This is a genomic window from Paenibacillus sp. Cedars, from assembly GCF_003184205.1.
GTDB classification, from domain to species: Bacteria; Bacillota; Bacilli; order Paenibacillales; family Paenibacillaceae; genus Paenibacillus_AQ; species Paenibacillus_AQ glucanolyticus.
On the sequence record NZ_CP020866.1, the window covers coordinates 2,424,788 to 2,438,327 of the forward strand.

Below are 13,540 nucleotides of genomic sequence, written 5' to 3' on the forward strand. Positions count from 1 at the left end.
GATACGTTAGATCACTCATGAGCAAACCTTGATTAGTGAATGACGTTACCTTTATTTACTCAACAGATGCTGCCTTTGCGGATTCCTTTTTTGCAATTCCTTTTGAGGGCGGCATGAAGAGTGTCATAACCAGCGCAAGAACAGCCAATATCATCATAAAATAATAGGCGTCACTCGAACCCAGCATGGTAGAGAGACTGGCGACTTGATCTGGTGATACAAGTTCATTTTGGCTTTTGATGTCTGCTGCATGCTTCAAAGCCTGCGACGTATATATCGTAATAACGACAGCTGTCCCAATGGCACCTGCAATTTGACGAACTGTGTTATTCACAGCCGAACCATGCGTGCCTAATTCTTTGGGTAGTGCGTTTAATCCTGCTGTATTCAGCGGCATCGTAATAAAACTTAAGCCTACTCGTAAAAAGACTGTTCGAATCATTAAATAGGAATAAGAGGTCGAAGCCGTTAAGTCCGTTACAGCCCACATCGAAGGTATAACAAACAATAATCCGATGATAAATAGTGGTTTTGCTCCAAATTTATCGTATAACTTGCCAGTTACCGGTGATAAAAATGCATTGATCACAGCACCCGGCAATAATAACAGGCCTGCCTCAAAAGCAGAATAGCCTCGACTGCTCTGAAGATACAGCGGCAGCAGGATCATGTCCGCGTACATCATCATGGTGACTAATATATTGATGAGTGAGGTTAAGGTAAAGATCTTATTTTTGAACACATCCAAATTCAGCAGCGGGTCCTTTGATTTCATTTGACGCATACAGAACCATGTCGTGAACATAACGCCGATAATTAATGACAACAGGACTACAGGAGATGCCCATCCTTTGCTCCCGGCATTACTGAAGCCATAGAGGATGAAACCAAATCCAATTGTGGACAAGATGACACTGATGATATCAAGCTTGGCTTTTGCCGCTTGGGATACATTTACCAGATACTTTAATGCCAGTAAAATCACGATGAAGACTAGAGGGGCTAAACCGATAAACAGCCATCTCCAGGATACATATTCAATGATAAATCCAGCTAAGGTTGGGGCAATAGCAGGGGCGAAGATAATGGCAAAGCCGATTAGGCCCATGACGCTGCCCCTTTTTTCAATTGGAAAAACAATCAGTATGACACTCATCATAAGCGGGGTAATGATCGCCGCTCCGGCTGCCTGGATCATGCGTCCCATCAGTAAGATGCTGAAATTTGGTGATACAGCGCAAATCACTGTGCCAATCAATAAAAATAACATAGAGCTGACGAATAACTGCCTCGTCGTAAATCGTCTCATCAAATATGCCGTAACGGGGATTAACACGCCATTCACAAGCATAAAACCCGTTGCAAGCCATTGGACGGTCGTTGCTGAAACCTGAAATACATCCATAAGGTCATTCAGTGCAACATTTAATAATGTTTGGTTCAAGGTCGATAAGAAACAACCTAAAATCAGTATAAATAATAGTATCCCTTTTTTTACATTCGGCTTCTCTTGCTGCATTATTGTACTCCTTCCAATCATTGCTTTCTCAACACCATATCGATAAAATAGATAATATCATACCGGAAAAAGAGTGCCTATTTGCAATTTCACTCAATATGTCGACTAATCAACGATGGATCTTGATTCGTTGATAAAATAGAAATTAATCGATAAAGGAGCAGAGAATGACAATCGAAAAAAAAGAAGATCCTAGGGCTGTCCGCTCAAAGAAGCTGTTTAAACAAGCTGCACTATCTCTACTGATCGAACAACACTCCATCTCACAGCTAACCGTTCAGAAGGTAGCGGATCGCGCTGAATTGAACAGGGCCACGTTCTATCTGCATTTTGAAGACATCCACGATTTAATGTCGATTGTCACGAATGATATTTTTGACGAACTGTCAATAAAATTGGAGCCGTTGGTGAATTCCGAGATCCATGATAATCGGGAGGGCTTGACTGTGTTTTTGGATTATATCTATGAGAACCGGAAATTCTTTGCCGTATTGTTTGAGTATAAGCATTATGAAGGCAGACTGTTCGGCCTATTTAAACAGCTGATAGAAGCCCGAAGGGACAGAGCAAAAAACGAAGGCAGAATCTCAAAAGACTGGGTTTCCATTGAGATTCTCACGGCATCAATCATCGGCATCATCATGTGGTGGATTCGAGAAGGGATTCATTTCAGCTCTGAGCACATTGCAAACCAAATCACGCAATTGTATAAGAAATCGCCAATTACTTAATATGGAAAGAAGTCCCCACGGTAAGTATTTGCTGCTCTTGTAGAAGGAGCAGGCGCATGTCGATGACAGAGGAAATCCTGCTTCAACAGACGATCCAAAAGACCATGTTGATTCATCCTGGATCATTTGGTGTATACGTAGGTATAAATTCTTAACAAACAATTCATCGTGGCGGCGAATCCCGGTGCTGCTCTGGCATTCGTGGTGACCTATATCCCTAGACAGGAGCTGCATTTGGGATCGAAAAAGGGTGGCTTCTATGAGGTCACCCTTTTACTTGAGGTATCTACTTGCATTGCCGAGGGCTGCGCTGTGCAGCAGCTTCTCTTTTGTACGAGGACCGGAGTATCATATTTGGATTGAGAGTACAAAATTATGTTATCATGGTAAAACAACGAAAAATAAAAAGCTGAGCTGATACTTGGAGGGAGTAGTCATTAATAACGTCGCATTGAATGAAGCAATGACCATGCTAAAGAAGACGAGCCGAACGTTTTATATACCCATAAGTTATTTGGAATTAGGCTTAAGGGAGGCTGTTGCCTCTGCCTATCTATGCATGCGGGCAATAGATGAAATCGAGGATCATCATGAGCTCTCGAATGAACTGAAGATCGAACTGCTTCGTGGCATTTATGAAACATTTAAATCCCAGGATGATAGAATGGGTGTACCGCAAGCACATATTGTACTATCACCCTATCGGACGGTATTACCGGATGTTACGATGCAGCTGGACGAATGGGCCGCTCTGTGTCCCCCCACCGCAGCTCCAATCGTATATCGTTACACTGCTAAGATGTCGTTACATATGGCTGACTGGGTTCAGCACGGATGGAACATTCATACCGAAGAGGATTTGGACAAATACACCTACAGCGTTGCCGGAATGGTTGGTGAAATGCTGTCAGAGCTTTGGTTATGGTATGATGGAACGCAATCCGATTTAACGAAGGCCGTTGCTTTCGGAAGAGGGCTGCAAGCGGTGAATATTCTCCGAAATCGGGAGGAGGATCTTAAACGTGGCGTTGACTTTTATCCTGACGGATGGGGATTCAAGGAAATGCAGCAGTACACTCGGCGCAATTTGCAAACCGCAGACTCTTATGTTGCAGACCTGAAACATGGTCCAGCATTAAAATTTTGCAAGATTCCACTGGCGTTAGCTCACGCTACGGTGAACCTCATCTCCGCAGGTGGAAGCAAATTAACAAGAGATGCCGTTCTGAAAATTGTAAATCGTGTGACAGGATAACATCCCTTGTCGCATCTAGAGAACAAGAAGCCGGAAGCTATGGGTAACGGCTTCTTTTCTGTTTGTTCTGATAAAGAGCCGATGTATGCCGCAAGTGAACCAAAAATGTTATTATGGCTAACCGAGAACTATAGCTTAACGAACAGCGGCAGTCCAGGACGTTCTCGTCTTGGCTGCCGCTGTTTTGGGTGGATTCACAGGGTCATCAACAATATCAAGCGGAACAATAGAAGGTAAGTTTGACATGAAGCCAAAAAGGGTCTGAACAAAATAGTTGACATTATCAAACTACAGATGTAGTATTGAATTGTAACTACAGCTGTAGTCTTACTTAAAAAATTATAGCAAAGGAGCATTACAAAAATGAAAGCACCAACAAAAGTGGCAATAGCAGCATTAAGTTGCATTCTATTGCTAGGTTCTTCCGTAAACCTTGGGGCAGAGGCGGCATCCACCAAAGGGGCCCCGAAAAACGTTGTTGGCAAAGCGGCCAAACCAGCCAAGTCCATATCTGCGGAGGACAAAAAGTTTATCGAAAATGAGATCAACCGCGTTAAGGAGTTAACTAAGAATTCAGATGATATGTATGTCTTATATCATAAATACAAGGAACTGAATAGCGGATTCGATCTTAGTTATTGGGGAGGGATTCATCAGTACACCTCATACGAAAACTATTTGAAAAAGGCATCTGCCCTGGAAGGCTCCATCTTGGTGCATCCTTCAAACCTGCCAAAAGGATATAAGTTTTCCAAGGCCAGGATTGAAGGGCCAACGAAAGGAAAGTTCAATGATGAAGTGAGAGCCGAGGGCAAGAAAAGCGGAAAACCTATCTACATGAAAAAGATAGATTGGAAAGAGGCTGTAACTATCCGCCTTGAGTATATAAAAGGGAAAGACACACTGGCCATTTCCAAACATGCATTGGACTCAGAAGGAAGTGCAAAAAAAGGATTCTTTGAAGATGACTTCCCGGCTCATATTTATCCCAAATACGTTTATTGGCATACCGACAAATTCGAATATAGTATTTCAACCTCAACGAATATGCCTAAGAAACAAAAGATCGAGATTCTGAAAGCTGCGGTCAAAGAATAACTTTTTGTGATCCAGTCTATAAGTTTTATGCACAGACTATACGGCTAGTTATTGCATGTAACAGAGAGATAACGTTATTCTCTGCCAAAACGTGTTGACATTACGAAACTACAGATGTAGTATTTATTTAAACTACACATGTAGTCTGAGTAAATTGATTTTGGAGGTTTCATGCATGAATCACATACCACCGATTACCGAAGCAGAACTGGAAATTATGCGCGTCCTATGGACAAATCCGGATTCTCCTTCCAGTCACGTCGTACAACAGATGACCGAACGAATGGAATGGAGCCCCAATACAACCAGGACGCTCCTCAGTCGATTGGTGCAGAAGGAAGCGGCTGGGGCGAAGCCGGGAACGAATTCGAAGCGCACCCAGCTGTTTTATCCTCTCATTAGCGAACAGGAATATCTGCGATCAGAAACCAAATCCTTTATGAAAAAGCTGTATGGCGGAGCTTTACATCCAATGCTGGCTAATTTCTTGAAAGATAAAAAGCTGAATGCGCAGGAAATCGAGGATCTGAAGGCTTTATTTGATGAAAACGGCAGCTGCGGTGAAGCAGAAAAGAGAGATACGTGATGAGTCCTTCCTTGCATGCAAGTCTTTTGTCTGTTTTTGGCTGGGTCCTGCGTGGATCATTCATGGCTGGCATCTTAATTGTTCTTATCCTGGCCCTGCAGTTTCTAATGAAAAACAAGCTTGAATCCAGATGGAAATACTTGCTTTGGATTCCTGTGGTGATCCGCTTGCTGCTTCCTTCGGCACCGGAATCTTCATTAAGCTTATACAATGTTTTTTCTCTGGAGGCTATAGCGCCCGGTATTCATCAGCAAACCCAAGGCTTGTCATTCTGGCATAAATGGTGGAAAGAATCAGGTACCGAGAGCGAAATAGCAGTTCAAGCGGAGCCAACTTTCGTTGCAGAGAGAAATGGCTTCATAAGAGAAGCTGCGGGAGCAACCGACCCGTCTCAACTATCGGTACACTCGCAGGATAGGCCAATGTGGTGGAGTGGGTTCAAGCAATTGAGCTTCACCAATATGCTAATGTTGGCTTGGTTATCCGGTGTTCTGATCCTAACCGTAAAAACAGTATGCGATCAGCTTCGACTAAAACAAGCTCTCCGCACAGGACGTCCTATTGAAACTCCTCGTTTATCATCATTGTTCGATGAAACGAAGCTGCTATTGGGTGTGAAGCGTAAGGTGCGGTTTGTGGCATCGGAACACATTCCCGGGCCTGCGGTGGTCGGTTTTTATAAACCTGTGGTTGTTATTTCACCTCGTTTGCTTGTTACGTTGAAAAAGGAGCAGATTCAATATATTCTGGCGCATGAGTTCGCCCATATACGACGCTGGGATGTGGCCATGAACTGGATCATGCACATCGTTCTGATCCTTCATTGGTTTAATCCATTAGTATGGCTTGCCATACATAGAGCAAGGCAGGATCAGGAAATAGCCTGCGACGCATGTGCCCTGGACCGGCTGAGCCCGCAAAAAAACAATGCATACGGGCAAACGATCATTCATGTGCTGGAGCATTTTTCAGGCAGCCCTCATCAGCCTGGACTTGCTGCCCTGTCTGCGACGCATAAACAATTAAAAAGGAGACTTACCATGATCAAACAATTTCAGAAAAAATCTTATCATATGTCCATCCTGGGGATGACAATGATTCTCGCCCTTGGCAGCGTAACATTGGTTGATGCAAAAGAAAGCGATGCAAAAAGCACAGCGCAAATGGCTTCCGTTCAATCGGAACAGGATTCAAAAGCCGCCCTGAATAAACCATGGAATTATAACCTTCCCGAGCAAATTACGGCTTCTTCGGTGAATCTTGAGAGCTATACTAAAGAACAAGAAAAAGCCGTGAAAAAAGCAACGGAAGCAGCGAAGCTTATACCTGCAGAGGACATAAAGTTTATCGAAAATGAGATCAATCGAATTAAGGAGCTAACGCTGGAGTCCGATGATATGTACGTCTTGTTTCATAAATACAAAGACTTGAACAGCGGATTGGATTTAAGTTATTGGGGAGGGATCCAACAATACACAGCATACGAGGACTACTTGAACAAAGCTGCTGCGCTGGAAGGCTCCATCTTGGAGCACCCTTCAAATCTGCCAGCGGGGTATACATTTTCCAAAGCGAGAATTGAAGGTCCGATCGAAGGAAAATTCATCAATGAAGTCAGAGCCGAAGGTAAGAAGAGCGGTAAACCTATCTATGCGAAAAAGATAGACTGGAAAGAGGCGGCAACCATCCGTCTTGAGTATAGTAACGGGAAAGACGTATTGGCAATTTCCAAATCTACATTAGACTCTGAGGGAAATACGAAAAAAGGATTCTTTGAAGATGACTTCCCTGCTCATATCTATCCAAAATACGTTTTTTGGCATACCGACAAATTCGAATACAGTATTTCAACCACAACGGATATGCCCAAGAAACAAAAAATTGAAATCCTGAAGGCAGCGGTAAAAGAATAACGATTTTGGTCCATCTATGTAATTCTATATTAGACCCATGCCATTCTGGAAACAGGATGGCATGGGTTCTTTAGACTGCCAAATTGTCCTGAACAAAACATGTTGACATTAGCAAACTAGAATTATAGCATGGATGTAACTACATGCGTAGTTTGAATTGAATTGACTTTGGAGGTTTCATATATGAACCCAATACCACCCATTACGGATGCAGAGCTGGAAATTATGCGTGTCTTGTGGGCAAATCCGGATTGCCCATCCAGTGAAGTCGTAAAACAAATGACGGATCGAATGGGGTGGAGCCCGAATACGACCCGGACGCTTCTCAGCCGTCTGGTGCAGAAGGAAGCAGCGGGTGCGAAGCTGGAAAAGGGCTCAAAACGTACCCAGTTATTTTACCCGATTATCACTGAAGAGGAGTACCTGCGGTCCGAAACCAAATCTTTTATGAAAAAACTGTATGGTGGATCATTAAAGCCGATGCTGGCCAACTTTTTGCAGGATAAAAAGCTGAGCGCACAGGAGATTGCGGATCTGAAAGTTTTATTCGACGAGAACGGGGACGACGAGGATCCCGAAAAAAAGGATAACACATAAGCAGGAATTAAAAATTGTGTGATAACGGGTGGGGATATCATGAAATTGGAAAGATTGATCTCGATGATCTACAAGCTGTTAAACCACGAGGTTTTATCCGCCTCCACCTTGGCCGAAGAGTTTCAGGTTTCCCCAAGAACCATCTATAGAGATATCGATGTGATCTGTGCAGCCGGCTTTCCGGTCATATCGTATCAGGGAAACAAAGGTGGATTTGGCATCATCGACGGATTTAAAATGGATAAAAGCTTGCTCGGTTCGTATGATGTCTCTACTTTGATCACGGTGCTCAGCAGCCTCTCCTCGGTATTTGAAGACGGCCGTGCGCAAGGAACCATTGAACGATTGCAAACGATTGAAACGGAGTATCGGTCTTCCAGTTTAGCGGTGGATTTTGAGACCCATCGTACGGATTTTGGAGCACTTCCTGTTTTGCGCACGGCCATTACGAAGCGTAATATCATCCGTTTTGATTACATTAATGGAAAGAATGAACTTACAACCCGTGAGATGGAGCCTGTGAGACTTCATTTTAAATATAGCAATTGGTATATCTATGGTTATTGCATGAAACGGCGAGATTATCGAGAATTCCGGCTATCCCGGATGATGAATTTGTTCTTAACAGAGGAAACCTTTCAGCCGCGTCACGATACGGACGAGATTGGTTTGTCTAATGGGGCAGGGCAAGATCAGGTGGAGGACGTAGTGATCCGAGTGGGACCTGATGCTTTAGCAGAGGCGATGGATCAGTTTCACCAGGTGGAGAAGCAATTTCATGAAGACGGCAGCATGATCATGCGAATTCCTGTTAACAAGCCTTTGCAAGCACGCTGGCTTTGGTCTATACTGCTGGGTTTTGGCAGCGGGGTCGAAGTCCTTGAACCTTCTGTACTGCGAGAAATTTTAAGAGAAGAGCTCCAGAATACACTTAAACATTATGAAGTATGAAGTCGTATGACAAGCAGTTGTCATGCGACTTTTTATATATGCTAAACCACACTATCATTCCATCGTCAAGGAATTCTGGACCGCATTGTATATAATTAACTGTGACCGCAATCCAGACGGTATAATCCAGTTTGATTTTATCAACAAGAGGATTATAATAGGTTTATATAGTTAAACGAATAAACGGAAGGCGGGAGCTATATGAGCCAGAAAACGGAGCATATTGTGCAACAATTCAAAGAATGCATTCCTTTGCTGGACGTGCTGACAGATGAAAAACGCCAAGCCATCATTTTACTGCTTGCGCAGCATAAAGCGGGGCTTAATGTCAATACAATAGCAGAGCACATCAATTTGTCCAGACCTGCCGTCTCTCATCATCTGAAGGTATTGAAGCAGTCGGGTTATGTAAGCTTTGAAAAAAAGAGCGTGGAAAATTACTATGTACTGACTGTTCGCAAACCACTGGATCAGCTCAAATCATTAATTGCGGCCATCGAAGAGTGCACGAGCCTTCCAGACAAGTAAGAGATATTAAGGGCAGCTTGTTTTATCGTCTGATTGGTCTATATGTTTAAACATAACAACATAATGGGAGTGATGTGTGATGAAAGCCATGACAATCGAGAAATACGGAAAAAATGTTCCCTTGCTACTGACAGAAATGCCTGTGCCTCATGTCGGGGAACAGGATGTGCTGGTGGAAATTTATGCCGCAAGCTTAAATCCCATCGACATTAAAATCAAAGAAGGAAAGGCAAAATTTCTCCTGCACTATGAGTTTCCACTGATCTTGGGAAATGATTTTTCCGGAGTCGTCGTCAAGGTGGGCGAGAAGGTTAAAACATACAAACCTGGAGATGAAGTATACGGCAGACCCCGCAAAAACAGAATCGGGACACTAGCCGAATATATTGCGGTTCATGAAGAGGATATATCTCTGAAGCCACGGAATCTGAGTTTTGAACAGGCGGCTTCCATACCACTGGTCGGGCTTACGACTTACCAAGCCTTTTACGATATATTGAACCTTCAAAAAGGCCAGAAAATATTAATTCACGCAGGATCAGGGGGCGTAGGCACTTTTGCTATCCAGCTTGCTAAACAGATGGGAGCCTATGTTGCGACTACAGCTAGCGAGAAAGGTTACGATTTAGTCAAATCACTTGGTGCCGACCGGATCATTAATTATAGAGAAGAGAAATTCGAAGAACTGCTGTGGGGATATGACGCGGTGTATGATACATTAGGGGGTGAAGTGCTGGAAAAATCTTTTCGAGTCCTCAAACCCAATGGAAGAATCGTATCCATCTCCGGTTGGCCAAACGCAAGATTCGGTAAAGAAGCACAGTTAGGATGGATTAAGACGTTCCTGTTGTCCATGGTTAGTCGTAAGATCACGAGCCTGGAGAAGAAAAGTCACACGAGGTTTGATTTTCTCTTTATGAAACCAAGCGGAGCGCAATTACAGCTGATCAGGGAATGGATTGAAGCAGGTCATCTTCATCCTGTGATAGATAAGGTATTTGAATTTAAGAATGCCGCTCAGGCGCTTCAGTATCTTGAAGGCGGAAGTGCCAAAGGAAAGGTTGTTGTTACTGTGAAGGAGTTATAATGGAACAATAGAGCCCTATGGTAATCTAAGTTGTCTTACACACTGTAGAGAACAAGGAGTGGTAGAAATTGGCACGTGTTTTGTTTATCAATGGCGGATCAGAAGGGCATGTCAATCCAACGATTGGAGTTGTGCAGGAGCTTGTGTCGCGCGGGGAAGAAGTTGTGTACTTTTGTGCAGAAGCTTTTCGGGAGCGTATTGAGAAGACAGGGGCTTCGACGCGAACATTCGACGACCAACAATTCATCAAAGTCTTTATCTCAGGTGGAAGAGATTATTTGCTTGAAAGGATCAACGGTCTCTTACTTACGGCGGATATCGTCATACCAAGCGTTCTTGAACAGATCAAGGGAGAACAGTATGACTACATCATTCATGATTCCATGTTTGGTTGCGGACGTTTGCTCTCCCAAATTCTTAGGCTTCCAGCCATCAATTCCTGCACCTCATTTGCACAAACCAAAGAATCCTTCGATCACACGCTGAAGCATTTTTTCGAACAGGTTCCTGCTGAAGTTGTTAAACCCATAGAAGATAAATATCAAAGCCTGACGGCAAGTGTGTGCAAAAAATACGGCGTAGAAATACATTCGCCATTTGAAGTGTTTTGTAATCCCGCTCCCCTAACCCTCGTATATACAACCCGAGAGTTTCAATATGAAGGAGAGGCACTCGACGCAACGTATCAATTTGTAGGACCCTCCATTTCTTCGCGATTGAATCAGGAGCCCTTTGACTTTACTGCAATCGAGGGAGGAGAACCCATTTACATTTCACTGGGTACGGTCTTTAACCAGGCGCTGGAATTTTACAAGCTTTGTTTAGAGGCATTTGGGAACACGGGTTACCCGATTGTCATGTCGATTGGACATCAGATCCGTTTATCCGATTTAGGGGAAATCCCGGAAAACTTCATCGTAAAACATTATGTTCCGCAAACTGATGTATTGCAGTACGCCAAATTGTTTATCACACATGGTGGAATGAACAGTGTCCACGAAGGTCTCTATAACGGAGTTCCGTTAATTGTAATTCCACAGAGCGCGGATCAGCCTGTAATCGCAAGGCAAGTGGCTAATGTCGGAGCAGGCATCACCTTATCCATGCAAAGCTTGACCGCAAATGAACTTCGTGAAGCTGCAGATCAAGTGTTAAACAACCTGTCTTTCAAGCAAGCTGCTGCACACATGAGGAACTCGTTTCTAGAATCAGGCGGGTATTATCAAGCAGTGGATGAGATATTCAAATATAAAAGTCAATACAATATCTAGCTGCCGAAGATGGCAGCTTTTTTTTGATTTCACGTGGGCGAATGATTGACGAACTTGTGTATAGTGTATATATTATATATATACGGTATGCATTCAACTTCGACTGTGAGGTGACAGAACATCAACATCATTATATCCAACGCATCCAGCGATCCGATTTACATACAGATTATCAATCAGATTCGACAAAGCATCCTCAGTGGAGAAATGCAGGCAGGGGACAGCCTTCCCTCGATTCGGCAGCTTGCGAAAGACTTGCAGGTTAGTGTAATTACAACAAAGCGCGCCTATGAAGAGCTGGAGAAAGAAGAGCTCATCGACTCCGTTGTAGGCAAGGGCTGCTTCGTATCAGGAGCCAATAAGGATTTTATCAGGGAACAGCGCATGAAGAGACTGGAAGAGAAGATGCTGGAGATCATTCGGGAAAGCAAGGAGTTAACCATGAGTCAACAAGATCTCATCGATCACTTGAACCTATTGTTTGAGGAGGACAACACCCCATGAATGCAATCGAATTGCGCAATTTAACCAAAAAATATCCTCTGTTTTCCGTCGATCAGATATCTCTGGACGTGAAACAAGGCTACATTACCGGACTCATCGGTCCGAATGGCGTGGGTAAAAGCACTTTAATCAAGATGATACTCGGCAACGTTCGCCCGGATTCCGGCAGCGTCAAAATATTAGGCAATGATATGCCTGCGCATGAGGTCGATATCAAACAGCGTATTGCCATTGTCTCGGATGATTGCTTCTATTATGAGCATCTCACGATATCCGATACCAAGAAAATGATTGCGCCCTTCTATAAGAAATGGAATGACAAGAAATTCAACAACTATCTGGAACAATTCGAGTTGTCACCCAAAAAGAAGATTGCCGACTTGTCCAAGGGGATGAAAATCAAGTTTGCTCTTGCTGTGGCATTATCTCACGCGGCTGAGCTGCTTATCATGGATGAGCCGACCTCTGGTCTGGATCCTGTATTTCGAAGGGAACTGCTGGATCTGCTTGCGGATATGATGCAGGACGAGAGAAACACAATCATCTTCTCGAGCCATATTACGACGGATTTGGATCGTATTGCCGACTATATAACGTTTATTAATCGGGGGAAGATTGTGTTTAACGAAACGAAAGAAGAAGTCATGGAGAGATACGTTATTGTGAAGGGCGACAAGCAGCTGCTGGATTCCGACATTCGAAATGACTTTATCGGGCTTCGTGAGACAGCAGTTGGTTTCGAAGGTTTAGTGGATGACAGGCAGGAGGCGGAACGATTGTTTGGAGGGTATGCTCTGTTGGAGAAGCCATCCTTAGAAGACATCATGTATTTTACCGCCAAAGGAGGACGAATCCATGCTTAATCTGCTTCGTAAAGACTTCATTGCAATCAAAAGCTCACTTTGGACGATCCTCATATATCTCGCTGTATTCAGCCTCGCTTTTATACCAAGCAGCGAGATATCATTTCATTTCGTTGGAATCTATACAGCTTTCGGAGCGGTTATTCTCGTTACCATGATCGATATCAAAAACAATAACCATCATTTTCTGGTCACACTTCCGATTAGCCGCAAGCATATCGTGCAAGCGAAATACTTAACAGCCATTGTATATATGTTATTTGGAATTCTGGCCTCCTACGGAATTCACTGGATCGTTAGACTTGCTGTCCCACAACTCAACAAACCGGATAATTCGATTGCAACTATACTGGTGTCCATGGGAATCGTGCTTGTTCTCATTTCAATCTATATGCCGCTTTTTTATGCGCTGAACAAGAAAGGAGCCGGCATCATTAATGCGGTATTCATGATCGCCCTCATTGTTCTGGCGCAGCCCGCAGCTTTCCTCATGCAGCAGATCAGCGTAAATGGAGGCATTGGCGGTAGGGCATTGCTGTTAATCCCCGTTGGCCTCATCCTGTTATGCATCGGTTCCTATTACTTGACGGTGTATTTGTTTAACCGGAAGGACATATAAGCTCCACGGAAGGTGGCC

General features: G+C 43.7%; 14 protein-coding genes. 13 read left to right on the forward strand and 1 reads right to left on the reverse strand.

Annotation, left to right across the window (positions count from 1 at the left end; all coding sequences use genetic code 11):
* Positions 1–55: 55 nt before the first annotated feature.
* Entirely contained in the window at positions 56–1,519 is a 1,464-nt protein-coding gene (locus tag B9D94_RS12775) for a DHA2 family efflux MFS transporter permease subunit (RefSeq protein WP_148247173.1), read from the reverse strand.
* Between the two features lie 167 nt (positions 1,520–1,686).
* Here B9D94_RS12775 and B9D94_RS12780 point away from each other — a divergent pair, with 167 nt between their 5' ends.
* From B9D94_RS12780 to B9D94_RS12840, 13 genes are all read left to right on the forward strand, one after another.
* A complete protein-coding gene (locus B9D94_RS12780; protein ID WP_006210444.1) occupies positions 1,687–2,250 on the forward strand; it encodes a TetR/AcrR family transcriptional regulator in 564 nt (187 codons plus the stop codon).
* Between the two features lie 463 nt (positions 2,251–2,713).
* Complete coding sequence (locus tag B9D94_RS12785) at positions 2,714–3,505, forward strand: squalene/phytoene synthase family protein (protein WP_063480770.1); 792 nt, start codon at positions 2,714–2,716, stop codon at positions 3,503–3,505.
* 363 nt (positions 3,506–3,868) lie between these two features.
* Positions 3,869–4,603, forward strand: coding sequence for a hypothetical protein (locus B9D94_RS12790; protein ID WP_063480666.1), 735 nt, complete (start codon positions 3,869–3,871; stop codon positions 4,601–4,603).
* Between the two features lie 175 nt (positions 4,604–4,778).
* On the forward strand, positions 4,779–5,189 hold the full coding sequence (locus B9D94_RS12795) for a BlaI/MecI/CopY family transcriptional regulator (RefSeq protein WP_148247174.1): 411 nt from the start codon (positions 4,779–4,781) through the stop codon (positions 5,187–5,189).
* Positions 5,189–7,102 (forward strand): M56 family metallopeptidase, encoded by a 1,914-nt coding sequence (locus B9D94_RS12800; RefSeq protein WP_148247175.1) that lies wholly within the window; start codon positions 5,189–5,191, stop codon positions 7,100–7,102. The genes B9D94_RS12795 and B9D94_RS12800 overlap by 1 nt, the downstream gene beginning before the upstream one ends.
* A gap of 183 nt (positions 7,103–7,285) precedes the next feature.
* Positions 7,286–7,699 (forward strand): BlaI/MecI/CopY family transcriptional regulator, encoded by a 414-nt coding sequence (locus tag B9D94_RS12805; RefSeq protein ID WP_148247176.1) that lies wholly within the window; start codon positions 7,286–7,288, stop codon positions 7,697–7,699.
* A gap of 39 nt (positions 7,700–7,738) precedes the next feature.
* Entirely contained in the window at positions 7,739–8,650 is a 912-nt protein-coding gene (locus B9D94_RS12810) for a helix-turn-helix transcriptional regulator (RefSeq protein WP_148247177.1), read from the forward strand.
* Between the two features lie 201 nt (positions 8,651–8,851).
* Positions 8,852–9,178, forward strand: a complete 327-nt coding sequence (locus B9D94_RS12815) for an ArsR/SmtB family transcription factor (protein ID WP_006210432.1) — start codon at positions 8,852–8,854, stop codon at positions 9,176–9,178.
* A gap of 79 nt (positions 9,179–9,257) precedes the next feature.
* Positions 9,258–10,265 carry an NADP-dependent oxidoreductase gene (locus B9D94_RS12820; RefSeq protein WP_148247178.1) on the forward strand — a complete coding sequence of 336 codons (1,008 nt, stop codon included), beginning with the start codon at positions 9,258–9,260 and terminating at the stop codon, positions 10,263–10,265.
* A gap of 68 nt (positions 10,266–10,333) precedes the next feature.
* The gene (locus B9D94_RS12825; RefSeq protein WP_148247179.1) at positions 10,334–11,536 is read left to right on the forward strand and encodes a macrolide family glycosyltransferase; all 1,203 of its coding nucleotides are present in this window, start codon (positions 10,334–10,336) and stop codon (positions 11,534–11,536) included.
* A gap of 120 nt (positions 11,537–11,656) precedes the next feature.
* Positions 11,657–12,040: a GntR family transcriptional regulator gene (locus tag B9D94_RS12830; protein WP_040680669.1), complete on the forward strand. Its 384-nt coding sequence runs from the start codon at positions 11,657–11,659 to the stop codon at positions 12,038–12,040.
* Positions 12,037–12,903, forward strand: a complete 867-nt coding sequence (locus B9D94_RS12835; protein ID WP_148247180.1) for an ABC transporter ATP-binding protein — start codon at positions 12,037–12,039, stop codon at positions 12,901–12,903. Before B9D94_RS12830 ends, B9D94_RS12835 begins: the two co-directional genes overlap by 4 nt.
* The gene (locus B9D94_RS12840; RefSeq protein ID WP_148247181.1) at positions 12,896–13,522 is read left to right on the forward strand and encodes an ABC-2 transporter permease; all 627 of its coding nucleotides are present in this window, start codon (positions 12,896–12,898) and stop codon (positions 13,520–13,522) included. Before B9D94_RS12835 ends, B9D94_RS12840 begins: the two co-directional genes overlap by 8 nt.
* The last annotated feature ends 18 nt before the right edge of the window (positions 13,523–13,540 follow it).